The sequence below is a fragment of the Salinicola sp. NYA28a genome (assembly GCF_976982775.1).
On the sequence record NZ_OZ334582.1, the window covers coordinates 3,137,491 to 3,159,331 of the forward strand.

Genomic DNA, 21,841 nt, shown 5'->3' on the forward strand with positions numbered 1-21,841 from the left:
TCGAACTCGCGGGGCGGGCGGTGGGCCTGGGAATTCAGCCGACGAACTTGTCCCACGCCAACAACCCCCAGGTCACCGCCGCCATGCCCAGAGCCAGCATCACCGCCGCAGAGCCGATATCCTTGGCGCGCCCGGAAAGCTCGTGATGCTCCGGGCCGATGCGATCGACGACCGTCTCCACCGCACTGTTGAGCAGCTCGACGATCAACACAAAGACGCAGCTGCCGACCAGTACCAGCCATTCGACGGGGTTCTCGCCGATCCACCAAGCCAACGGCACCAGAATGACGCAGAGCGCTACCTCCTGGCGAAAGGCAGCCTCGTTGCGAAAGGCGGCAACCAGCCCCTTCAACGAGTAGCCCGTGGAGTGAAACAGATGGCGAAAACCGGTATCGCCGGAACGTGATTTCATGGACTCTCTGATTCGACCGCGCTGGCGATCGCCCCCTCGGCAACGAAACGATAGCTCGGCACCGATCTCGGCGCGCCGAAGCCAATTGAATGGCGACGATGGTAGCAGAGCCGCATGACGACATCACCGGCCTCGCATCGAGTCGGCGCCATGCCTGGTTCCTGCCCCACGCGGCCTTTATGCTGGTTTCTCGTCAGTGCGACGTTTTTGTCAGCGAGACGCTTTTTGTCAGTGCGACGCTTTTTGTCAGTGCCACGACAGCGCCCCATTTCCAACAAGGTCAACCATGTCTGAACCCAATCCGCTCTATCCGCCTATCGAACCCCATGTCTCCGGCCATCTGGATACCGGCGACGGTCATCAGGTCTACTGGGAGCGCTGCGGCAACCCGGACGGCAAGCCGGTGGCCTTTCTTCACGGCGGCCCCGGCGGCGGCTGCAAACCGATTCATCGCCAGCTGTTCGACCCGGCGCGCTACGACATCCTGCTGTTCGATCAGCGTGGCTGCGGCCGCTCGACGCCGCATGCGAGCCTCGACGACAACACCACCTGGCATCTGATCGAGGATATGGAACGCCTGCGCGAGATGATCGGTGCCGAACGGTGGCAGGTCTTCGGCGGGTCCTGGGGCTCGACGCTGGCCCTCGCTTACGCCGAGCGGCATCCCGAGCGCGTCAGCGAACTCGTGCTGCGCGGCATCTTCACCATGCGCCAGCAGGAGCTCGACTGGTTCTACAAGCACGGCGCGCGCAACATGTTCCCCGAAAAGTGGGAGCGGCTGGTGTCGATTCTTCCCGAGGAACAGCGCGACGATATCATTCCCGCCTTTCACGAACTGCTCAAAGGCGATGACATCGAGCGCCAGCTCCAAGCCGCCCGGCGCTGGAGCGTCTGGGAAGGCGAGACCTCGAAGCTGATCCCCGTCGATGCCACCGCCTCGCATGCCGCCGACCATTTCGCCCTGGCCTTCGCACGGATCGAGAATCACTACTTCATCAACAAGGGGTTCTTCGAATTCGATGACCAGCTGTTACGCCAGGCCCATCATCTCGAGGGCATTCCCGGCGTCATCATTCACGGCCGCTACGACATGGTCTGCCCGCTTCAGAATGCCTGGGATCTGTCGAAGGCGTGGCCCGATGCCACGCTCGAGATCATCGAGGCGGCCGGCCACGCGTTCAGCGAGCCCGAAACCCTGGCCGCCCTGATACGGGCGACCGACCGCTTCGCCGATCGCCGCTGATCCGCCATCCGTAGATTCCGAGTGTTGCCCCGGCGCGTCTCAGCGTGATGCGTCGGCGGCGAGATCCAGAATCGTTGCGGCCACCGCCTGCGCCCGCGGCACGAAGGTGTCCAGGCGGCAATACTCGTCGTCGGTATGCATCTTGGCGCCGACCGGGCCGGTGCCGCAGAGCGTGGGGATACCCAGGCTCGCCGTGGTGCCGGCATCCGAACAACCACCGGTAAACTCGCCCTCGACGCTGAAGCCGAGCTTTTTCGCCTGGGCGCGGTAACGGACGAACAGTGCCTCGCTCATGGCCGGCTCCATCGGCAGGAAGCCGGAGGTCTGGCGGATCGTCGCCTGCGTTCCAGGGACTTCTTCCTCGGCGATGATCACCTCGATCGCCGCCAGCAGCTCGACACGCTGCTGATTGGTGACGAAGCGCGTATCCAGCTGGGCCGTCGCCGAGGGAGCCACGGTATTGCGCGAGACGCCGCCCTCGATCAGACCGACATTGGTGGTCACGCCGCTGTCGTAGTCGGTCAGCGCGTGCAGCTTGACGATCTTGCGCGCCAGCGTCTCGATGGCACTGGCGCCGTCGGCGTGGCTGACGCCGGAGTGCGCAGCCACACCGGTCACCTCGATCTGGAAGGCGGCACCGCCCTTGCGGCCGGTGACCATGTTACCGCTGATCCTGCCGGGTTCGGCATTGAGCACGGCCCGCGCCCCGCTGGCCGCTTCGCGAATGAACGCCGTGCCGTCGCGGGAGCCGATCTCCTCGTCCGCAGTGAACAGCGCCCGCACCGGGAACGGCAGCGGTGCCAGCCGCTTGAGCGCTCGCAACACGAAGATATTCAGCACCAGGCCGGCCTTCATGTCGGCAACACCGGGGCCATAGCCGATATCGCCCTCACGTGTGAAGCCGCGTTCGGCCACCGTGCCGGTGGGGAATACCGTATCCCGATGCCCCATCATCAGCACGTGGCCGACGCTGGCGTCGCTGCCATCGCCTTCCAGCCGCGCCTCGAGAATATCGCCGGATTCCGGCCGCGGCGTACGCGTGACGTCGATACCGTCGGCCTCCAGCCACTCGACGATGACGTCCGCCACCGCATCGGTGCCGGCCTTGTCATAGCTGTTGGAGTCGATATCGACCAGTGTCTTCAGGCACTCGATCATCTCCGCCTGCTGGCTGGCGAGCCAGTCGCAGGCCGTGGTCATCATCGTCTCCGCGTCATTCAGCGATGCCATCGTTCGCGCTCCTTCACTATGTCTCGGCCCTGTTCGGCCAGGTCCCACCATAACCCGGCCATGATACCCAGACCTTCCCGCACGATGCTCGCCAGCGCGTGTTCGTCAGGGGCGTGCTGGGAACAGGCAGGATAGGAGTGCGGCACCCACAGCGTCGGCAGGCCGAGCGTCTCGGCAAAGATATCGTTGGGGAGCGAACCGCCCAGGTTGGGCAGCAGCGTCGGTGTCTTGCCGCTGGATTCCCGCATCGATGCCAGTGCCCAGGTCACCCAAGGGTCCGTCGGATCGAGCCGCGTCGCGTTCATCTGCGACATGCGCGCGCTGCTTACCTCCACATCCTCGAAGCCGTGAGCGTCGAGATGCTGGCGCAGGTGATCGAGGAAGCATTCACGGTCGCTGCCGACGACGAAGCGCAGCTGGCAGTGTGCGTAGGCCTCGCCGGGAATGGCGTTGACCGGCGCCTCCGGGTTGCCGGCCTTGATCGCCAGCAGCTCCAGGGTGTTCCAGGCAAACAGCCGTTCCGACGGCAACAGGCCCGGCTCGCCCCAGTTCGGGTCGATCGGGGGGTCGCCCGGCGTCGCGCCGACTTCCAGGGAAGCAACGGCCTCCTTCACGGCAGCAGGAATGGCTGGCGGTCGCAGACCGTCGATCAGGATCCTGCCGTGGGCATCGACCAGCGTAGACCAGGCGTTGGCGAGCCGCGTCGCCGGATTGGAGAGCACCCCGCCCCAGTTGCCGGAGTGGTGGGCACCGTCGCGGGCACGCAGGCGCAGGTCGAAATTGAACGAGCCGCGGGAGCCGAGGAAGAGCGTCGGAGAGCCCGCCGACAGGCGCGGGCCGTCGGAAGCGATGAACAGATCCGCCGACAGACGATCGCGATGCGCTTCGCAGACGGCCTTCAAGCCTGGCGAGCCGGTCTCCTCCCCCATCTCCAGGATCAACTTGACGTTGTAACCCAGCGTGCCGCCGCGCGCGGCTATGACGCTTTCCAGCGCGGCGAGATTGAGCGTGTGCTGGCCCTTGTTGTCGGCGGTGCCGCGGCCGTACCAGCGCTCGCCTTCGACCACGATCCGCCACGGCGAAAGCCCCTCGCGCCACTGCCCGTCGTAACCCCGCACCACATCGCCGTGGCCGTAGGTCAGCAGCGTCAGCGCCGCCTCGGCCTCGATACGCTCGGCCAGCAGGAACGGCCCGAATCCGTCGACCGGGTTGTCGACGATCTCCCAGGTGAAGCCCAGCTTCTCGATATCGGGAATCACGAAATCGGTCAGATAGCGCCGCAGTTCGTCGTCGCGCCCGGCCTCCTGGCTTTCGCTGCGTACCGCGACGCGGGCCTCGAGCTGGCGCAGGAAGTCGCCGCTGTCGAAGGCTTGCCAGGCGTGTTGCAGCGCTTGTGATCGCGCCATGAATCTCTCCTCGTTGACTAGGAACACTCGTTGAACTGGCGATCGCCGTGGGGGGCGGTTCAAGCCAGATGGCAGGCCACCCGGGCGTTATCGCCCCGAATATCTTCCAGCCGCGGCCGTTGCTGCCGGCAGGTCGCCTGCGCCTTGGGGCAGCGCGGATGGAAGGCACAGCCGGCGGGCGGATCGCTAGGGTCCGGCGTGGCGTCGCCCAGCCCGATATACGGCACGCCCAGCCCCGGCTCCGGGGTCAGTGCGGAATCCAGCAGCGCCCGGGTATAAGGGTGACGTGGCGAGCCGAAGATCTGCTCCCGCGTGCCCTCCTCGACGATGCGGCCCAGATACATCACCGCGACCCGGTCGACCAGATGCTCGACCACGGCCAGATCATGGCTGATGAACAGGTAGGTCAGCCCGAACTCGGCCTTGAGATCGAGCAGCAGATTGAGGATCTGCGCCTGGACCGAGACGTCCAGCGCCGAGGTCGGCTCGTCGCAGATCACGATGTCCGGACGCATGACCAGCGCGCGGGCGATCGCCACGCGCTGACGCTGCCCGCCGGAAAGCTGGCCGGGAAACTGCTCGGCGGCGCGCCGGGGCAGACCCACCACATCCAGGGTTTCGGCGACATGCGCCGCCTGCTCGCGAGGCGTGCCAATGCCATGCACCCGCAGCGGCAAGCCGACGATCTGGGCGATTCGCTTACGCGGATTGAGCGAAGAGTATGGATCCTGGAAGATCGGCTGAATGTGGCGGGCCAACGCCTTCTGATCGGCGCCCCGTACCGGCCTGCCATCGACCAGCACGTCGCCGTCGCTCGGCGTCGTCAGCCCCAGCAGCATCTTGGCCAGCGTGCTCTTGCCGCAGCCCGACTCGCCAACGAGCCCCATGACCTGGCCGCGCGGAATCCGCAGCGAAACATTGCTGACCGCACCGAGCGTGCGTCCGCGCTTGAACAGGCCCCCGCCCAGGGTGAAGGTTTTCGAGAGCCCGCAAAGCTCCAGCGCCGGGGTGACGGCACGGGATACCGAAGCGGAGTCCGACGGCAACGGGCGGGATTCGGCTACCTCGGTGATGGGTTGTGCGTTCATGAAATGGTCTCCGGTGGACGCGGTGCCGGTACCGGCCGGTCGGCATAGTGACAGCGGGCGCGATGATCGCCGGACAGGGACATCAACGGCGGGGTCCGCTCACAGGTCGGCTGCGCCTGCGGGCAGCGATTGCGAAAGGCGCACCCCTCGACGTGCCCGACCAGGCTGGGCACGACGCCCGGAATGGCCTGCAGCCGACTGCCGGGCGGCGTCTTGCCCGGCGCGGGAATGCAGCTCAACAGCCCGCGGGTGTAGGGATGAGCCGGATTGGCATAGAGTGCCGGCGTGGGTGCCGATTCGATCACCTCGCCGGCGTACATCACCGCCACCCGATCGGCGATGCGCGCCACGACCCCAAGGTCGTGAGTGATGAAGATCACCGCAGTGCCGAACTCCTGCTGCAGCTCCCGCAGCAGACGCAGGATCTGTGCCTGGATCGTCACGTCGAGCGCGGTGGTCGGCTCGTCGGCGATGATCAGGTCCGGCTCGCACATCAGCGCCATGGCGATCATCACGCGCTGGCGCAGCCCGCCGGAGAGCTGATGCGGATACTGGTTCAAACGGTCTTTCGCGGCGCTGATGCCGACGCGCTCCAGCAGATAGATCGCCCGCTCGCGCGCCTCCTGCCGGCTGACGCCGCGATGACGGATCAGCCCTTCGCAGAGCTGGTTGCCCAGGGTGTAGGCAGGGTTGAGCGCGGTCATCGGCTCCTGGAAGATCATCGACATTCGTGCCCCGCGCAGATCGCTGCGGCGACGCTCGGAAAGCATGGTCAGGTCGATGCCGTCGAACTGCAGGCGATCGGCCGTGAGCCTGGCCTTGCGAGGCAGCAGCCCCATCAGGGCCAGCGAGGTCATCGACTTGCCGCAGCCGGACTCCCCCACCAGACAGAGCATCTCGCCACGCTCGACATGAAAATCGATCCCGCGCACGGCGTGCAGCGTCCCGGCCTCTACCGGCAGGTCGACGCGCAGGTTGTTCACTTCGAGTAATGGCATCAGTTGCGCCCTCCCGGTGCATTGAGGTCCCGTAACCCATCGCCGAGCAGGTTGATCGCCAGTACCAGCACGAACAGCGCAATACCGGGAATCGCGATGACCCAGGGCTGGAAGAACATGTAGGCCTTGCCCTCGGCGACCATCAGCCCCCAGGACGGCAGCGGCGGCTGAACGCCCATGCCGAGAAACGACAGCGTCGCCTCGAGCAGGATCGCGTGAGCCATTTCCAGGGTCATCACCACGATCAGGGAGCCGGCGATGTTGGGCAGCACCTCGCGCAGCAGGATGTAGGGCAGCGAACAGCCCAGCGTGCGCGCAGCAAAGACGTACTCGGCATCGCGCACCTGCTGGGTGACCGAGCGCGAGACGACCGCGAAGCGGTCCCACAGCAGCAGCCCCAGCAGCAGTATCACCGTGGTCAAGGAGCCACCGGTCAGCGAGGCCAGCGCCAATGCCACCAGCACCACCGGCATCGCCAGCCGCGTGGTGATGACGTAGCTGATGACCGCATCCACGCGCCCGCCGAAGTAGCCGGCCAGCACGCCCAGCGTGGTGCCGATGACGCCGGAGATCAGCGCGACCACCAGCCCGATGGTCAGCGAAATGCGGGTGCCGAAGAGCAGCCGGCTCAAGGTGTCGCGTCCCAGTTTGTCGGTGCCCAGTACATGCTCCCAGGAACCCTCGTCATGCCAGACCGGCGGAACCATGCGATTGGCGATGTCCTGGTGATACGGATCATGCGGCGCCAGCAGCGGCGCGAAGATGGCGATCAGGATCGCCAGCCCGACCACGATCAGGCCGATCGCCAGGCCACGATGGCCGAACAGTCGCCGCGTCACTCGCGACCAGGCCGGTGGCTGCAGCGAAATTTCGCCGAGGCCAGTGCCAGGCGTCGAGGCTGAAGAAGCGGTTGGCGAAACGCTCGAAGTCGTCATGTCGTTCTCCTCAGCGGGTGCGAATGCGGGGATCGAGCGCGGCGTTGGCGACGTCCGCCAGCAATGTCAGCACGATGTAGAACAGCGCGATGATCAGCACCACGGCCTGCACCACGGGATAGTCGTTGCGCGAGATGGCGTCCCAGGCCAGCTGCCCCAGGCCGTTGAGCGAGAAGACCGATTCGATGACCACCGAACCGCCGAGCATGAAGCCGAGCTCGACGGCAGCCAGCGCGACCACCGGGATGATCGCGTTGCGCAGCGCGTGCTTGAAGATCACCGACCCGGTGCGCAGCCCCTTGGCGCGTGCCGTGCGGATATAGTCGGACTCGAGTACCTCGAGCATGCCGGTACGCGTCAGCCGCATCATCGCGGGTGTGGCGTAGTAGCCCAGCGCTATCGCCGGAAGCACGAAATGCTGCCAGCCGTCGCTGCCCGCCGCCGGCAGCCATTGCAGCGTCACCGCGAAGACCACGATCAGTGTCAGGCCGAACCAGAAGCTCGGCATCGCCTGCCCGACCACCGCGAACAGCAGCGCCAGCCGATCGATCCAGGTATCGCGCTTGAGCGCCGCCAGCACGCCCAGCGGAATCGAGATGCCTACCGCCAGCGCCAGCGCGAGACCGCCCAGCGTCAGCGTGACCGGCATGCGATCCACGATCAGGTCGACCACCGTGCTCTGGTAGTAATAGGAGCGGCCGAAGTCGAAGGTCAGCGCATCACCCAGCCAATCCAGGTACTGGCTGACGATCGGCCGATCGAGGCCGTAATCCACCCGGATCTGTTCCACCTGTTCGGCGGTGGCCTCTGGCCCGGCGATCGAGGTCGCCAGATCGCCGGAAAGGTGCAGCAGCATGAAGCTGACGATCGAGATGGTCAGCGCCACGCTCATCGCGACCAGAATCCGGCGGACGATGAAAGTGCCCATGGAACCTCCTCACGCCACGCGGCCTCCTCCTCGTCGAGTCGAGGCCGCGCGGACGGGTTGCGGATATCGGAAAGCGTTACTTCCAGCTGGCCTCGGCAAAACGGGGCAGCTCATCCGGATAGGGCGTGAAGTTCAGATCCGAGGTGTAGGCATAGTAGGTGGAGTAGGAGAACAGCGGTGCCCAGTAGGCCTGCTCCGAGATCCGCTGGAGCGCCTTGCGGTAGTTTTCCTTGCGCATCTCGGGATCGACGGAAGTGTCGGCGGTGTGAAGCCACTGCTGGACCTGCTCGTCCTGCCAGTGGTCGTCGGCGCCGCCGCCGAAATAGACGCTGGTGAACGCGGAGACGTCGTTGACCGAGTAGGATCCCCAGGTCTTGAACGACATGTCGGTGTTGCCGCCACGCTGCTGTTCGAGCAGCGCCGGCGAGGTCATGAAGCGCAGATTGACATCGATACCGATGTCGCGCAGATCGCCGATCATCGCCTCGGCGTAGTCCCGTTCGCGATAGGCGTAGAGGTCCAGCTCGAAGCCGTCGCCGTAGCCGGCATCCGCCAGCAACTGGCGCGCCTTGTCGGGGTCATAGGCATACTCGACCACATCCTGGGTCTCGCAGCCGAACTGGGCGGGAAAACAGGGTGCATAGAGCGGGCGACTGCCGCCCCGCACCAGATTGTCCGCCATGCCCTGTCGGTTGATCGCATGGTTGATCGCCTGACGTACCTCGAGATGGCTCAAGGGCGAATTCTCGCGCCTGGCGGCATCGAAGGAGATATATGCGACACGCATGGTCTCGCCGCTGTCCACGGTCAGGTTGGGCATGCTCTGCATCTGCTCGGCCTGATCCGCCGGCACACGCCAGATCCAGTCGACCTGTCCGGTCATCAACTGCGCCACGCGAGAGTCCTGATCGGAAATCACCTTGAACTCGAGCTTGCCGATATGCGGCTTGCCGATCGGGCTGTCGGCAAAGTAGTCGTCGTTGCGGGTCAGCTTGACGCCCTCGCCCGGCGTCACTTCGGTAATCCGATAGGGGCCGGTACCGATCGGCTTCTTGCTGAAACCTTCGAGACCGACTTCCTGGAAGTACTGGTCCGGGAAAACCGGAAGCGGCCCGGAGAGATACTCCAGCGCCGCCGGGAAAGGCCCGTCGAGATGGAAGCGAACATGGGTATCGTCGATCTTCTCCACGCTCTCGATCCAGTCGACGTTCTGGCGCGTGACCACCTTCGAGTCCGGCGACACCACGTAGTTGAAGGTGAAGACGACGTCGTCGGCATTGAACGGCTCGCCGTTCTGGAACGAGACGCCCTGGCGCAGCGTCATCTCCAGCGTGGTGTCATCGACCCACTGCCAATCGGTAGCGAGCATCGGCTCGTAGTCGTTGGTCTCGGGGTTGCGGTAGACCAGCGTATCCCACGCCAGGTGCGAGATGATCACCCCTTCCCGCAGGTTGTTGTGATAGGGGCTGATGTTCTCGGGTTCGCTGTCGGAAGCGTAGACCAGCGTATCGTTGGCCTTGTTGGCCAGCGCAGGCAGCGACAGGCAGCACAGCGCCGTGCCGGCCACGATATGGCGAAGCGTCAGGTTAGAGCGCATATCAACCTCGTTTTTGTGTTGTTGGACGAGAGTCTGTTATCGAACGAGAGCCCGGCGTATCACCGGCAGCGTCTTCTCCAGCGGCCCTGTCGTTGTGTTATTGGACCGCCTTCGGGTCGACGCCTTTTCACTCGAAGCTATCGAACGCCTATCCATGCCACAAGTACAATGTTTAGAATCAACCATTGCCATTTCGGCAAACTTTAATAAAAACAATGGGGAGCATTTCATGTCCGGTATTCGTGGAGATGAATAGCCGCGCGCTGCAGGAAACCGCCCTGCGCTATTTCCTGACGGTGGTCAAAAGCGGTTCGATCAGCGAGGCCTCGGTTCGGCTCAATGTCGCCGCCTCGGCGATCAGCCGGCAGATCGCACGTCTCGAACACGAGCTCGGTACCCAGCTGTTCGAACGGCGCGCCAGAGGCATGGTGCCGAGTGCCGCCGGGGAGCTGCTGGCTGCACATGCCAGGCGAATGCAACTGGAAACCGAACGCGTGGCCAGCGAAATTCAGGCCCTGCAGGGGCTCGAACGCGGCACGGTGCGCCTGGCCTGTTCGGAAGGGTTCGCGGTCGATTTCATCCCGCTGACGATCATCGAGTTTCGACGCCGTTATCAGGGCATCCAGTTTCGGCTCAGCGTGAGTTCGCCGGCCGAAGTGACGCGCAAGGTGCGCGAGGGAGAAGCGGATATCGGCTTGACCTTCAGTCTGGCGCCCGAGCGCGACATCCAGGTGGCGTCACGCCAGCGTTCGCGCATTCAGGCACTGATGGCCCACGACCATCCGCTGGCCGGTCGACGACAGGTAACGCTGGCGCAGCTGCAGCCGCATCCGGTCGCCCTGCCGCCGCCCGAAACCACGCTGCGCCAGCTGTTCGATATCTGCTGCAGTCAACAGAACCTGATCTTCGAATCGATCTTCACCAGCAACTACACCGAGGCGCTGGTGAATTTCGCCATGCTGGGTGGCGGCATTGCACTGGCCGGCGAAATCTCGATTCGGCATCGGCTACTACACGATCGGCTGGTGGCGGTGCCCATCCGCGATGGGGGGATGGATGCCCGCCACGTGGAGCTGCAGACACTGGCCAACCGTACGCTACCGGCGGCGACCGAGGCGTTTCTCGAACACCTCAAGGCGATGATGGAAGCCGGCAAGCCATGACGGCCTTCAACCGGCGTGACACTTCTTGAATTTCCTGCCGCTGCCGCAGGGACAAGGGTCGTTGCGCCCCACGTCCTTGAAGGCGTTGCGCACCGGGGCCTGCGGTTCGTGGTGGTGATGCTGGCAGTGCGGACCATGGACGTGGCCGGGGGCGCCGTGGTCGTGGCTATGGTCGTGATCGTGCTGACAGTCCGGGCCGTGAACGTGAGATTGAGTCATCTGGCGATACCGTAACGAAGGGAGGATAACCGGGGCGAGATTATCCTCCACGGATCGCGGCGGCGCCATCGTCTTGCGGCCCGCGAGCGCTACTTGAGTTCGATCTCGACGAACACGAACTCGACATCGTTGGCGTTGACCACGTTATGTTCGGCGCCCTTGTCCCGATAGTAGGAAACTCCCGCTTCCAGCACCGAAAACGTGTGGCCGTCCAGTGTCTCGAGTTCGAGCTTGCCGGTGCTCTGGGGCACCACGATATAGTCGTACTCATGCGCATGCCATCCGGTTTCGGCACCCGGCGGGAAGCGCCACTCGGTGACTCGAACCCGGTCGTTGTCGACCTGGATTTTCGATTGGGCCTGCGGACGAGTCTCGGGCCGTGAAGCATCCATGATTCAAATCCTCGTTAGACAATCAATGTTCGGCACCGGCGCGGAGCCGGTGCCCGATACGTCGCGACGGCGCTCAGTAGCCGTAACGTTTCAGAATGGCGTCCTGATCCTGAGACGGCTGGCCGTAGAATTCCAGCAACTGCTCCGGCCGGTTGGTGAAGAAGCCGTCGACGCCGCGCTGTCGATAACGCTCGAAGTCCGCCGGCTCGTCCACTGTGTAGAGATGCACCAGCATGCCGTCGTCGTGCGCCATGCCGATCATCCACGGCTCGGCCAGGTCCGTGTAGCTGAACTGGCTGCTGAAGGCGCCGTCATGCTCGGACTGCACCGCCGAAGGCCCCACACCGATGGCGCCATGATCCTTGGCGAAATCGAGCCAGGCTCGATACGCCTCGGGTGAAGCGACCTGCTGGCGCGCATAATAGTCGGCCGTGCTCTCGTCGTCGCCCTGCGGCGTGCCCGGTGCGGCCTCGATACCGCCCTCGCCCAGCCATAGCAGCAGCACACGCGGCACCTGCGGCATGGTCTCTTCCAGCGCCTGCAGGCTGGCCTTCGAGAAGGTCTGCATCACCACGCGACCCGGCGTATCGCCAACCCTGACGGCGCCCTGTTCGGCGGCGGGTCGAGATTTCGTTGCCTTGCCGAGCCAGTCCCGCGCCTCGAGCTTGTCACGCAAGTCCTGCTCGATTCCGGGAAACTGCTCGGGCACCTTGGTTTCGATATAGAGCCCGGGGTGATTCTTGCCCCCTTCGGCGATGTCGATGACCTCGTCCAGCGTCAGGATCTCGAGCCCCGAATAACTGTCGCGGGCACGATCCGGATAGGCGGCATTGAACCAGCTGCCGGCGTCGAGCCGTTTGAGCTCGTCCAGGGTGAAGCTCGATACCGGCGCGTCGGCTCGGTCAGGGAATACCTCGGCGACGTTGGTGTTGCGCCCCAGCGAGTTGTCGTGAACCGCCACCAGCACGCCATCCTGGGTTCGCTGCAGGTCCAGCTCCAGATAGTCGACGCCCAGATCCCGGGCCAGCAGGTAGGCCGGTCGGGTCGACTCCGGCGCCTGGTAGGAGGCGCCGCGGTGGGCGATCACCGCATCGCAGGGAATCGGAATCTTGGTGCACAGTGTCGAGCCTTGCGGTTCGCCGTCGCCGGCGGTATCGGCGGCCTGGGCCACGCCGATCGGCAGTATCAGGCTGACACCACAGGCCAGTAGCCAGTGACGTGTCGCAATGGTCATCGTTATCTCCTTCGTTCATCCGTTATCGGGCTCTTCCTGCCGGATACAAGGTTGACGCTACCCGATGACACGCTGGCGACCAAGTCAGGTCCAGGGCGTCGATTTCACCGGCGCTCTCGAAACCCGGGCGTTGTGGCCGAACGGCGTATGTTGATCCAGCATAGCCAGCGCCGGACGCAGTGACATCCCACCGTCGCCCCAGTCAGTCCTTACTTCGCCTGGAGCCCTTGTCATTGGTGCCGAGCCATTTCCCCTTCCGAGTCAGACGAGTCGCCGGATCAATTCTCGATAGTCGCGGTTCCGGGATGGCGGCGGCGGCACACATGCGTTAAGCTGCGTTCCCATTGCCGTTACCTGTCTGACCGTCGTCACGCGAAGCTGAAAGAGTTGACGACCCTCCTATTTGCCGCCTCCAGGCGCATCAGCCAGCACTGGCATTCCCCGGTAGAGCGTAGCCGCTTCGCTTCGCCATTCGCCGCGACCTAGAGAATACCGAATGAGTTTTGCCTCACTGGGCCTTAGTGCCCCGTTGCTGAAAGCCGTTGCCGAACAGGGCTACGACACCCCTTCCCCGATTCAGTCACAGGCGATTCCCGCCGTCCTCGAGGGAAGAGACGTCATGGCAGCCGCACAGACCGGCACCGGCAAGACGGCAGGTTTTACCCTGCCGATTCTTCACCGCCTGTCTCAAGGTGAGCGCCCCCAGGGCGGCTCACAGATCCCGGTACGTGCCCTGATCCTGACCCCGACCCGTGAACTCGCCGCTCAGGTGGGCGAAAGCGTGGCGACCTACGGCAAGCACCTGCCGCTCAAGAGCGCCGTGGTCTTCGGCGGGGTCAAGATCAACCCGCAGATCGCCACCCTGCGCCAGGGCGTCGACATTCTCGTCGCCACGCCGGGCCGCCTGCTCGATCTCCATCAGCAGAAAGTGGTTCGCTTCGACAAGCTAGAAGTGCTGGTACTGGACGAAGCGGATCGCATGCTCGACATGGGCTTCATCCACGATATCCGCAAGATTCTGGCCGTGCTGCCCAAGCAGCGTCAGAACCTGCTGTTTTCGGCGACCTTCTCCAACGATATCCGCAACCTGGCCAAGGGCCTGGTCAACGATCCGGTCGAGCTGTCGGTCACGCCGCGCAACGCCGCGGCTGCGACGGTGAAGCAGTGGGTCCACCCGGTGGACAAGAGCCGCAAGCCGGCGCTACTGTCGCACCTGATCCAGACGCATCAGTGGCAGCAGGTGCTGGTCTTCACCCGCACCAAGCACGGCGCCAACCGTCTGACCAAGTATCTGGAAGGCCAGGGTATCGAGGCGGCGGCGATTCACGGCAACAAGAGCCAGAACGCACGCACCAAGGCGCTGGCCGACTTCAAGAGCGGCAACGTCCGCGCGCTGATCGCAACCGACATTGCGGCTCGCGGACTGGACATCGACCAGCTGCCGCAGGTGGTCAATTTCGAGCTGCCCAACGTGGCGGAGGACTACGTCCACCGCATCGGCCGTACCGGCCGCGCCGGCGCCAGCGGCCAGGCCGTCTCGCTGGTGAGCCTGGACGAGAAGAAGGAACTGGCCGGCATCGAGCGTCTGATCAGCCAGCGTCTGAACAGCGAGGCGGTGGAAGGATTCGAACCGACACCCGGCGGCGGCCCCAAGGTCGACGACAACGAGGGCCGTCAGCCACGCGGTGGCCAGCGTCGCGGTAACGGTGGCGGACGCGGCAACAACGCGGGCGGACGCGGCAACGGCGGTGGTCGTGGCTCATCCTCGGGCCAGCGCAGCGGTGCCAGTGGCAATCGCGGCGAAGGCAACCGGGGCGACAGCGGCAACCGCAATGGCGACGCGCCTGCACGTCGGCGGCGGCGTTCCCAGGGTGGACAACGCCGCAGTGGCGGCGGCACGCCCAACGGCAACGTCTGAACCGCGACGCCTGACTCGGCATCAACGACAACGCCACCGTCATTGACGGTGGCGTTATCGTATTCGGGTGCCGTGCCGACGCGGGAAACCTAGTCGAGCACGACCAGCCGATTGGGCAGCTCGTTACGCTCGTGGGTCGCCGGCACATGGGTCTTCAGCAGGTCGCCACAGCTCTCGATGCAGTCGAGAAAGCCCTGCAGCGTCTCGCCGGCTTTGACGCGGGCAGTAAACGCTTCGACGATCGACTGCCAGGTGTCGTCGCTCAACTGGGCCGAGATCCCGCGATCGACGATGATCTCCACGTAGCGCTCGGCTTCCGAGACGAAGATCAGCATGCCGGTACCGGCATCGGTATGGTGCAGATTCTGCTCCAGGAACTGGCGCCTGGCCAGATTGGAAGCGCGCCAGAAGCGCACATGGCGCGGGATCAGGCGCGTGAGTATCGACGGCAACCGAAACACCACCGCCAGCACGATGAAGACCAGCCACTGCACCAGCAGCAGATACCAGGCACTGATGCCGTCCAGCCAACCCAGCCAGTTGGCGATGACGCTCAGCGCGCCCGGCACGATGAGCGCCGTCAGCCCGGCCCACAACAAGGGAATGTAGGTGTAGTCATCGGCCTGGCGTGCCAGGACAGTGACGACTTCGGCATCGGTGTCGCGCTCGATCCGCGTGATCGCGTCGCCGACCTGCCGCTGTTCGCTTTCGTTCAATAAAGACATGCTGTCGTTATCCTGTCGTCTACGGGAACACTGCCTAAATGGCTGCGCAGGCGAATCGCTGCGTTGCGCGGTGCTCGAAAACTCGCCTAACCCTATGTTATGCCTCGTTCTCTGCGCTCCGTGCGTCTTGCGCTTCATCCTGCTCGCCGATTTATTCAGCGTTTCCCTACCAGCCACCGGAGGCACCGCCGCCGCCGAAACCGCCGCCGCCGCCACCGAAGCCGCCACCGCCGAAACCACCACCACCGAAGCCGCCGGACCCACCGCCCAGCGCACCCCCCATCAGCACGCCACCGAGGAACCCGCCGCGCCGGCGCCGTTTGCCGCCACGGCCACCACCGCCGCCGCCACTACGGACGATCAACATGACGATCATGAACAAGGCAAAGAACCAGAAGCCCGCGCCACCGATATGGCGTGACGCTTGACGATCGGGCTGTTGCTGCGGCGCCGCTTCCGCCATGGGATCGCCACCCAGCACCTTGACCATCGCCTCGGCCCCGCGGGTGATACCGCCGGCAAAGTCGCCCTCGCGGAATGCGGGCGTGATGATCTGGTTGACGATCATCGAAGACTGGGCGTCGGTCAGCCGGCCTTCGAGGCCGTAGCCGACCTCGATGCGCACGGCGCGCTCGTCCACCGCCACGATCAGCAGCGCGCCGTTGTCCTCGCCCTCCTGGCCGATACCCCAATGCCGCCCGAGCTGGTAGCCATAATCCTCGATGGCTTCACCCTGCAGATTCGGCAGAGTGACCACCACCACTTGCTCGGAGGTCGCCTCTTCGTGGGCCGCCAGCATATCGGTCAGCTGGGATTGGGTAGCGGGGTCGAGCAGTTCGGCATTGTCGACGACCCGCCCGGTGAGCTCGGGGAAATCCGGCGCCGCCTGGGCGACCAGCGCGAAGGCCAGTAGCCACAGACCAAGCATCAGCGACGCAGCGCACTTGTACGATTGTCGAACCGGCCAGCGCATCAGAACTCCACCTTGGGCGCCTGATCGGCATTCTCCGTGGTGGCTTCGAAGTTCTCCCGAATCGGCATGTCGCTGTAGAGCACGCTATGCCAGATCTTGCCGGGGAAGGTGCGGATCTCGGTGTTGTAGGCCTCGACCGCCTGGATGAAATCCCGTCGCGCCACGGCGATCCGGTTCTCGGTCCCTTCCAGTTGGGATTGCAGCGCCAGGAAGTTCTGGTTCGACTTCAGTTCCGGATAGCGCTCGGAGACCGCCATCAGCCGGCTCAGCGCACCGGTCAGCTGCCCCTGGGCCTGCTGGAACTGCTGCATCTTCTGAGGATCGTTCAGCGTATCGGCGTCGACCTGAATCGAGGTCGCCTTCGCTCGCGCTTCGACAACGGCCGTCAGCGTCTCACGTTCCTGGCTGGCGAAGCCCTTGACGGTTTCCACCAGATTGGGGACCAGATCTGCACGGCGCTGATACTGGTTCTCGACCTGGGACCAGGCCGATTTCACCTGCTCGTCCAGGGTCGGAATATTGTTGATGCCGCAGCCGGAGAGCGACAGCATCACTACCAGCAGCAGCATCCACCGCCACGGCTGGCGAGCGGCGACGGACAAGGCGGTCACAGGTGTCTGCATGAAAGGTTCCCGATCAGAATTCAGAATAAGCCGTTTCGACAACTCGAGCGTGTCACGGTGGTGCGAAGACATCGAAACGACGATGACGCCAAGTTACAGGTTGGCCAGCGGCTTGGGAAGGTGAATTCCTTCGTGTTCGGTCGGCGTTGCCGTCGCTGGTCATTCACTATCGCCTGCGTCACCATGTTGATGACGGCGCCATCAACCCCGGGGTGCCGTTGTCGGTAGATCGCCAACAAGCAGAAAAGGGCCGTCGAAAGGCCCATCGACAAAGGATTTTTCCGCGTGACACAACGTTTTAACGCTCGCTTTGCCCGTCCCTTCGCGGTACTGGCCCTCGGCCTGGGTCTCGCTGGCGGTGCGCATGCCGCCACGCCGCAGCACGTTCGCATCGCTGTCGACGTGCCCTACCCGCCGTTCGAGTATCGCAACGCCGATGGCGAGCTGGCGGGCTTCGAGATCGATCTGGGCAACATCCTCTGCGAGCGTGCCAAACTCGACTGCGAGTGGGTCGTTCAGGGCTGGGACGGCATCATCCCCGGGCTACTCTCGCGTAAGTACGACGCCATCATGTCATCGATGCGCATCACGCCGGCGCGCGAACGCCAGGTGCTGTTCACCAGGCCATACGCCATGTCGCCGAAGGTCTGGGTGGCGCGGCGCGGCAGCGATATCTCTCTCGACGATCCGGCCTCGCTGAAGGGGCTTTCGGTGGGCGTGCAGCGAGGCACCACGCAGGACAGCTACATCACGCAGCAGTACGCCGACACCCTGGATATCCAGCGCTACGCCACGGCGGCGGATGTCGCGCTGGACCTGGAGTCGCAGCGCCTGGACCTGGCGTTTCTCAACTATCCGGTCGCGCTGGACTCGCTGGAGATCGGCAACGCCGACAGCCAGTTCGTTCAGGTCGGCCCGCGGATCGACCGTCCGGAGTCGATCTTCGGCAAAGGCAACGCGATTGCGGTTCGCCCCCGCGACAAGGAACTGGCCGAAGTCTTCAATCAGGCGCTGGACAGCGTCTACGCCGACGGCACGTTCGAAGACCTGATGCACCAATACTTCGATTACGACCTGCGTCCCGCCTCTCGCAAGTCAAATACCTGACGCCGCCGAGACGATAAAAAGCGCCGCCAGGGATATCCCGGCGGCGCTCTCGTTCTAGCGCTTCGTATCTCTTCCTTCTAAGCGCTTAAAACTCCAGGCAGATCTTGCCAAAGTGCTTGCCGGACTCCTGATGACGGAAGGCATCGGCAATCCGATCCAGCGAGAACGAGCAGTCGATGACCGGCTTGAGGCCGATGACCTCGAGCGCGCGGATCATCTCGATCTGGTGGCGGCGGCTGCCGACGATCAAGCCCTGTAGCCGGGCCTGCTTTGCCATCAGTTTGGAGGTGGGAATATCTCCGCCGCGACCGGTCAATACACCGATCAGCGAGATATGCCCACCGATCGCGACGCCATCGATGGATTGCGGCAGCGTGCCCGGACCACCGACCTCGATGACGTGGTCGGCGCCGCGCCCTTGGGTCAATTCCTGGACTTTCCTGCCCCACTCCGGCTCTTCACGATAGTTGATCGTATGATCGGCGCCCAGCGCCTTCAGCCGGGCGATCTTGTCCTCGGACGACGAGGTGGAGATGACCGTCGCACCCATCGCCTTGGCAAGCTGCAGCGCGAAGATCGAGACGCCGCCGGTCCCCAGCGTCAACACGGTATCCCCCGCCTTGAGCCCGCCGTCGACGACCAGCGCGCGCCAGGCCGTGAGCCCTGCCGTAGTCAGCGTGGCGGCTTCGGCATGGGTATAGCCCTCCGGGGCGTGCGTGAACCACTGGGCGGGCCGCACCACCTGCTCGCGGGCATAACCGTCGACCCCATCGCCCGGCACCGTCTTGAAGTCGGCAACGCGTGCCGGCCCGTCGAGCCAGTGCGGGAAAAAGGTGGAGACGACACGATCGCCGGCCGCGAACTCGGTGACACCCTTGCCCACGGCCTCGACGACGCCCGCGCCATCGGCCATGGGGATCCGCCCTTCTTCGGTCGGGGACTTGCCGCTGACGACGATATAGTCATGGAAGTTGAGCGAACTGGCGTGAAGGCGAACCCGGATCTCCCCCAGGCCCGGCTCGCCGGGGCCTTCGACCTCGTGGAGCTTGAGCTGATCCAGGCCACCGGGGGATTTGAGATTGACGACTTGCATGAAACACTCCTTGAACGAAACGACCTCGATGGATCGCTTGATGGTAACGAGAGTGTAGACGCTCTCCTCCGGCAGCGATCAAGCTCTGTCGGCGATCAAGCTCTGTCGGCGATGCCGCTGCCCGTTGCCGGCACGCCATTGCAGATTGCGGAGCGCGGGTCGCGTCACCAGCTCTCTTCGTCGTCGTCCCGTTCCCGCGCCTGTCGCTCCGCCGCTTCCTCGCGCGCGTCGTCGATCACCTGCATGACGTCGCTGACGTCAACGAGCGTGGTATCCGGCGTGAAGCGTCCGGTCAGTCGGACTTCGGGATGGAGCTCGCCGGCCTCGTAGAGCGCCCAGATCTCCTTGCCGTAGTCGGTCTTCAACAGCGCCGGGGCGAAACGGCCGAAATAGCCGCGCAGGTTGTCGACGTCGCGTACCAGCATCCACGGCGCGTTGTTGTTGCCGGCCGCATCCACCGCCTGGGGCAGGTCGATGATTACCGGCCCCTCGGCGCCGACCAGGATGTTGAACTCCGACAGATCGCCGTGAATCAGGCCGGCGCTGAGCATCCGGACGACTTCGCCGATGAGACGCTGGTGATAGTCGAGCGCCAGCTCCGGCGTCAATTCGACGTCATCGAGGCGTGGCGCCACATCGCCCTCGGCATCGACGATCATCTCCATCAGCAGCACGCCGTCGACGAAGCCATGTGGCGTCGGCACCCGCACGCCCGCCTCGGCAAGGCGATAGAGCGCGTCGACTTCCGCATTCAGCCACGCCGACTCCTGCTCGCGCTGGCCATAGCGGGTCTTCTTCGACATCGCCCGCGCCCGACGGCTGTTACGTACCTTGCGGCCTTCCTGGTAGGCCACCGCCTGCTTGAAGCTGCGCTGTTTGGCCTCCTTGAACACCTTGGCGCAGCGCAGCTCCTCCCCGCAGCGAACGACGAAAACCTGGGCCTCCTTGCCACTCATCAGTTGACTGACGACCTCGTCCACCAGGCCATCCTCGACCAACGGCTGCAATCGCTTGGGTACTTTCATGCTTTCGCTATCCTCACAGGTTCCTGCTGGCCTCAGCGTCCAATTCGGCGCACCCGGCAGCTGCGCCCTTTCAATTTACCCGCGCTCAACGTCGCCAGCGCCTGCCTGGCCACCCCGCGCTCGACCGCGACGTAGGCGCTGCGATCGAGCACCTTGATCTTGCCGACCTGATCGCCATCGATGGCATCGTCGCCGTTGGTCAAGGCCCCCAGCACGTCCCCCGGGCGGATCTTCTGCTTCTTGCCGGCATCGATCTGCAGGGTCGCCATACGCGGCTGAAAGGGCTGCTGCCCGGCGCCGGCACGACCGGGCAGCGGTTCGACGGGCAGGCTCTCGCCTAGAAATTCCTCGAGGCGTTCGAGCCGATAGGCTTCCTTCTCGGTCAGCAGCGTGCAGGCAACGCCGCGTGCCCCGGCGCGTCCGGTCCGCCCGATGCGGTGCACGTGAACCTCGAGTTCACGCGCGATCTGATAGTTGAAGACCGCATCCAGGGCATCGATATCCAGCCCGCGCGCGGCCACGTCGGTGGCAACGAGAACCGACAGGCTCTTGTTGGCGAAACGAATCAGGGTCTGGTCGCGGTCGCGCTGCTCGAGATCACCGTGCAAGGCTTCCGCGCTGAACCCCGCCGACATCAGCTCGTCCGCCACGGCCTGCGTCTCGCGCCTGGTATTGCAGAACACCACGCTGGATTCCGGCCGGTAGTGCAGCAGCAACTGGCATAGCGCAGCAAGACGAGCTGGTTCGTCGGCGACCCGGTGGAAGTGCTGGCGAATGCTCTGCTCGTTGTGGGTCGAGGCCACTTCTACCTTCACCGGTTCGCGCAGCATACGCTCGGCGACCGGCCGTACGCTGTCCCCGTAGGTGGCGCTGAACAACAGCGTCTGGCGTGTCGTCGGCGTGGCCGCGACGATGGCCTCCAGCGCGGCCTGGAATCCCATGTCGAGCATGCGGTCCGCCTCGTCCAGTACCAGCACCGCGAGAGACGAGAGTTCCAACGAGCCCTTGCGCAGATGCTCCTCGATGCGCCCCGGCGTGCCGACGACGACATGCGCCCCGTGCGACAGCGAGTTCAACTGCGGCCCCAGCGGCGCACCCCCGCACAGCGCGAGAATCTTGACGTTGGCCAGCATTCGCGCCAGCCGGCGCAGCTCTTCGGCGACCTGGTCCGCCAACTCGCGGGTGGGGCAAAGCACCAGGGCCTGAACCTGGAAGCGTGACACATCGAGGGCCGACAGCAGCCCCAGTCCGAAGGCGGCGGTCTTGCCGGAGCCGGTCTTGCCCTGGCCGATCACGTCCCGGCCGCGCAGGATCGGCGGCAGACTGGCAGCCTGGATCGGCGTCATCGCCAGATAGCCCAGCGATTCCAGGTTATCCAGAAGCGCCGGCACCAGCGGCAGCGAAGAGAACGCCTCGGGATGTTCGGCCTTGGCGTGGCTGGTTTCGGCCTGGGCGTGGCTGGTTTCGGGATGGTGGATCTCGGACACGGCAAGCGCTCCTGGTCGAGAAGAAGGGATCGATACAATCAACCG

The 21,841-nt window shown here is 64.6% G+C and carries 22 protein-coding genes; 4 read left to right on the forward strand and 18 right to left on the reverse strand.

Features of this window, described 5'->3' with window-relative positions:
• Positions 1-34: 34 nt before the first annotated feature.
• Positions 35-412: a diacylglycerol kinase gene (locus ACWHY3_RS14115; protein WP_087718399.1), complete on the reverse strand. Its 378-nt coding sequence runs from the start codon at positions 410-412 to the stop codon at positions 35-37.
• A complete protein-coding gene (locus ACWHY3_RS14120) occupies positions 409-564 on the reverse strand; it encodes a hypothetical protein (protein ID WP_448126809.1) in 156 nt (51 codons plus the stop codon). Before ACWHY3_RS14120 ends, ACWHY3_RS14115 begins: the two co-directional genes overlap by 4 nt.
• A gap of 134 nt (positions 565-698) precedes the next feature.
• Here ACWHY3_RS14120 and pip point away from each other — a divergent pair, with 134 nt between their 5' ends.
• Positions 699-1,655, forward strand: a complete 957-nt coding sequence (pip, locus tag ACWHY3_RS14125) for a prolyl aminopeptidase (protein WP_448126810.1) — start codon at positions 699-701, stop codon at positions 1,653-1,655.
• Between the two features lie 39 nt (positions 1,656-1,694).
• On the opposite strand, the gene ACWHY3_RS14130 is transcribed toward pip, so the two are convergent.
• The 7 genes from ACWHY3_RS14130 to ACWHY3_RS14160 form a co-directional block, all read right to left on the reverse strand.
• Entirely contained in the window at positions 1,695-2,885 is a 1,191-nt protein-coding gene (locus tag ACWHY3_RS14130) for a M20 family metallopeptidase (protein WP_448126811.1), read from the reverse strand.
• Positions 2,873-4,291: a M20 family metallopeptidase gene (locus ACWHY3_RS14135; protein WP_332779159.1), complete on the reverse strand. Its 1,419-nt coding sequence runs from the start codon at positions 4,289-4,291 to the stop codon at positions 2,873-2,875. The genes ACWHY3_RS14130 and ACWHY3_RS14135 overlap by 13 nt, the downstream gene beginning before the upstream one ends.
• Before the next feature lie 59 nt (positions 4,292-4,350).
• A complete protein-coding gene (locus ACWHY3_RS14140) occupies positions 4,351-5,379 on the reverse strand; it encodes an ABC transporter ATP-binding protein (RefSeq protein WP_448126812.1) in 1,029 nt (342 codons plus the stop codon).
• Positions 5,376-6,377 carry an ABC transporter ATP-binding protein gene (locus ACWHY3_RS14145; protein WP_256961110.1) on the reverse strand — a complete coding sequence of 334 codons (1,002 nt, stop codon included), beginning with the start codon at positions 6,375-6,377 and terminating at the stop codon, positions 5,376-5,378. The genes ACWHY3_RS14140 and ACWHY3_RS14145 overlap by 4 nt, the downstream gene beginning before the upstream one ends.
• Positions 6,377-7,312 carry an ABC transporter permease gene (locus ACWHY3_RS14150; protein ID WP_448126813.1) on the reverse strand — a complete coding sequence of 312 codons (936 nt, stop codon included), beginning with the start codon at positions 7,310-7,312 and terminating at the stop codon, positions 6,377-6,379. Before ACWHY3_RS14150 ends, ACWHY3_RS14145 begins: the two co-directional genes overlap by 1 nt.
• A 10-nt stretch (positions 7,313-7,322) precedes the next feature.
• Positions 7,323-8,240, reverse strand: a complete 918-nt coding sequence (locus ACWHY3_RS14155; protein WP_303854613.1) for an ABC transporter permease — start codon at positions 8,238-8,240, stop codon at positions 7,323-7,325.
• Positions 8,241-8,316: 76 nt separating this feature from the next.
• Positions 8,317-9,837, reverse strand: a complete 1,521-nt coding sequence (locus tag ACWHY3_RS14160; RefSeq protein WP_448126814.1) for an ABC transporter substrate-binding protein — start codon at positions 9,835-9,837, stop codon at positions 8,317-8,319.
• Between the two features lie 248 nt (positions 9,838-10,085).
• Between ACWHY3_RS14160 and ACWHY3_RS14165 the strand changes: the two genes are divergently transcribed.
• The gene (locus ACWHY3_RS14165) at positions 10,086-11,000 is read left to right on the forward strand and encodes a LysR family transcriptional regulator (protein WP_087718392.1); all 915 of its coding nucleotides are present in this window, start codon (positions 10,086-10,088) and stop codon (positions 10,998-11,000) included.
• A 6-nt stretch (positions 11,001-11,006) separates the two neighbouring features.
• Here ACWHY3_RS14165 and ACWHY3_RS14170 read toward each other — a convergent pair whose 3' ends face one another.
• From ACWHY3_RS14170 to ACWHY3_RS14180, 3 genes are all read right to left on the reverse strand, one after another.
• Positions 11,007-11,219 (reverse strand): SEC-C metal-binding domain-containing protein, encoded by a 213-nt coding sequence (locus ACWHY3_RS14170; RefSeq protein WP_448126815.1) that lies wholly within the window; start codon positions 11,217-11,219, stop codon positions 11,007-11,009.
• An 89-nt stretch (positions 11,220-11,308) separates the two neighbouring features.
• Positions 11,309-11,611, reverse strand: coding sequence for a cupin domain-containing protein (locus tag ACWHY3_RS14175; protein ID WP_448126816.1), 303 nt, complete (start codon positions 11,609-11,611; stop codon positions 11,309-11,311).
• 73 nt (positions 11,612-11,684) lie between these two features.
• Complete coding sequence (locus ACWHY3_RS14180) at positions 11,685-12,845, reverse strand: glycerophosphodiester phosphodiesterase (RefSeq protein ID WP_448126817.1); 1,161 nt, start codon at positions 12,843-12,845, stop codon at positions 11,685-11,687.
• 496 nt (positions 12,846-13,341) lie between these two features.
• Between ACWHY3_RS14180 and ACWHY3_RS14185 the strand changes: the two genes are divergently transcribed.
• Complete coding sequence (locus ACWHY3_RS14185; RefSeq protein WP_087718389.1) at positions 13,342-14,763, forward strand: DEAD/DEAH box helicase; 1,422 nt, start codon at positions 13,342-13,344, stop codon at positions 14,761-14,763.
• 89 nt (positions 14,764-14,852) lie between these two features.
• Here the strand turns inward: ACWHY3_RS14185 and ACWHY3_RS14190 are convergent, their stop codons facing one another.
• From ACWHY3_RS14190 to ACWHY3_RS14200, 3 genes are all read right to left on the reverse strand, one after another.
• Positions 14,853-15,488, reverse strand: coding sequence for a TPM domain-containing protein (locus ACWHY3_RS14190; RefSeq protein WP_087718388.1), 636 nt, complete (start codon positions 15,486-15,488; stop codon positions 14,853-14,855).
• Between the two features lie 166 nt (positions 15,489-15,654).
• The gene (locus tag ACWHY3_RS14195) at positions 15,655-16,461 is read right to left on the reverse strand and encodes a TPM domain-containing protein (protein WP_332779155.1); all 807 of its coding nucleotides are present in this window, start codon (positions 16,459-16,461) and stop codon (positions 15,655-15,657) included.
• Positions 16,461-17,084 carry a LemA family protein gene (locus ACWHY3_RS14200; RefSeq protein ID WP_332779154.1) on the reverse strand — a complete coding sequence of 208 codons (624 nt, stop codon included), beginning with the start codon at positions 17,082-17,084 and terminating at the stop codon, positions 16,461-16,463. Before ACWHY3_RS14200 ends, ACWHY3_RS14195 begins: the two co-directional genes overlap by 1 nt.
• Positions 17,085-17,369: 285 nt before the next feature.
• On the opposite strand from ACWHY3_RS14200, the gene ACWHY3_RS14205 reads away from it, so the two are divergent.
• The gene (locus ACWHY3_RS14205; RefSeq protein ID WP_256961109.1) at positions 17,370-18,191 is read left to right on the forward strand and encodes a transporter substrate-binding domain-containing protein; all 822 of its coding nucleotides are present in this window, start codon (positions 17,370-17,372) and stop codon (positions 18,189-18,191) included.
• Between the two features lie 85 nt (positions 18,192-18,276).
• Here the strand turns inward: ACWHY3_RS14205 and ACWHY3_RS14210 are convergent, their stop codons facing one another.
• From ACWHY3_RS14210 to dbpA, 3 genes are all read right to left on the reverse strand, one after another.
• Complete coding sequence (locus ACWHY3_RS14210) at positions 18,277-19,284, reverse strand: zinc-dependent alcohol dehydrogenase family protein (protein WP_448126818.1); 1,008 nt, start codon at positions 19,282-19,284, stop codon at positions 18,277-18,279.
• A 164-nt stretch (positions 19,285-19,448) separates the two neighbouring features.
• Positions 19,449-20,309 (reverse strand): PA4780 family RIO1-like protein kinase, encoded by an 861-nt coding sequence (locus ACWHY3_RS14215; protein WP_448126819.1) that lies wholly within the window; start codon positions 20,307-20,309, stop codon positions 19,449-19,451.
• A 32-nt stretch (positions 20,310-20,341) separates the two neighbouring features.
• A complete protein-coding gene (dbpA, locus tag ACWHY3_RS14220) occupies positions 20,342-21,796 on the reverse strand; it encodes an ATP-dependent RNA helicase DbpA (protein ID WP_448126820.1) in 1,455 nt (484 codons plus the stop codon).
• Positions 21,797-21,841: the final 45 nt, after the last annotated feature.

Coding starts and splice junctions, on each gene's coding strand:
- ACWHY3_RS14115 (WP_087718399.1), bottom strand. CDS start 412: ATGAAATCACGTTCCGGCGATACCGGTTTTCGCCATCTGTTTCACTCC.
- ACWHY3_RS14120 (WP_448126809.1), bottom strand. CDS start 564: ATGGCGCCGACTCGATGCGAGGCCGGTGATGTCGTCATGCGGCTCTGC.
- pip (WP_448126810.1), top strand. CDS start 699: ATGTCTGAACCCAATCCGCTCTATCCGCCTATCGAACCCCATGTCTCC.
- ACWHY3_RS14130 (WP_448126811.1), bottom strand. CDS start 2,885: ATGGCATCGCTGAATGACGCGGAGACGATGATGACCACGGCCTGCGAC.
- ACWHY3_RS14135 (WP_332779159.1), bottom strand. CDS start 4,291: ATGGCGCGATCACAAGCGCTGCAACACGCCTGGCAAGCCTTCGACAGC.
- ACWHY3_RS14140 (WP_448126812.1), bottom strand. CDS start 5,379: ATGAACGCACAACCCATCACCGAGGTAGCCGAATCCCGCCCGTTGCCG.
- ACWHY3_RS14145 (WP_256961110.1), bottom strand. CDS start 6,377: ATGCCATTACTCGAAGTGAACAACCTGCGCGTCGACCTGCCGGTAGAG.
- ACWHY3_RS14150 (WP_448126813.1), bottom strand. CDS start 7,312: ATGACGACTTCGAGCGTTTCGCCAACCGCTTCTTCAGCCTCGACGCCT.
- ACWHY3_RS14155 (WP_303854613.1), bottom strand. CDS start 8,240: ATGGGCACTTTCATCGTCCGCCGGATTCTGGTCGCGATGAGCGTGGCG.
- ACWHY3_RS14160 (WP_448126814.1), bottom strand. CDS start 9,837: ATGCGCTCTAACCTGACGCTTCGCCATATCGTGGCCGGCACGGCGCTG.
- ACWHY3_RS14165 (WP_087718392.1), top strand. CDS start 10,086: ATGAATAGCCGCGCGCTGCAGGAAACCGCCCTGCGCTATTTCCTGACG.
- ACWHY3_RS14170 (WP_448126815.1), bottom strand. CDS start 11,219: ATGACTCAATCTCACGTTCACGGCCCGGACTGTCAGCACGATCACGAC.
- ACWHY3_RS14175 (WP_448126816.1), bottom strand. CDS start 11,611: ATGGATGCTTCACGGCCCGAGACTCGTCCGCAGGCCCAATCGAAAATC.
- ACWHY3_RS14180 (WP_448126817.1), bottom strand. CDS start 12,845: ATGACCATTGCGACACGTCACTGGCTACTGGCCTGTGGTGTCAGCCTG.
- ACWHY3_RS14185 (WP_087718389.1), top strand. CDS start 13,342: ATGAGTTTTGCCTCACTGGGCCTTAGTGCCCCGTTGCTGAAAGCCGTT.
- ACWHY3_RS14190 (WP_087718388.1), bottom strand. CDS start 15,488: ATGTCTTTATTGAACGAAAGCGAACAGCGGCAGGTCGGCGACGCGATC.
- ACWHY3_RS14195 (WP_332779155.1), bottom strand. CDS start 16,461: ATGCGCTGGCCGGTTCGACAATCGTACAAGTGCGCTGCGTCGCTGATG.
- ACWHY3_RS14200 (WP_332779154.1), bottom strand. CDS start 17,084: ATGCAGACACCTGTGACCGCCTTGTCCGTCGCCGCTCGCCAGCCGTGG.
- ACWHY3_RS14210 (WP_448126818.1), bottom strand. CDS start 19,284: ATGCAAGTCGTCAATCTCAAATCCCCCGGTGGCCTGGATCAGCTCAAG.
- ACWHY3_RS14215 (WP_448126819.1), bottom strand. CDS start 20,309: ATGAAAGTACCCAAGCGATTGCAGCCGTTGGTCGAGGATGGCCTGGTG.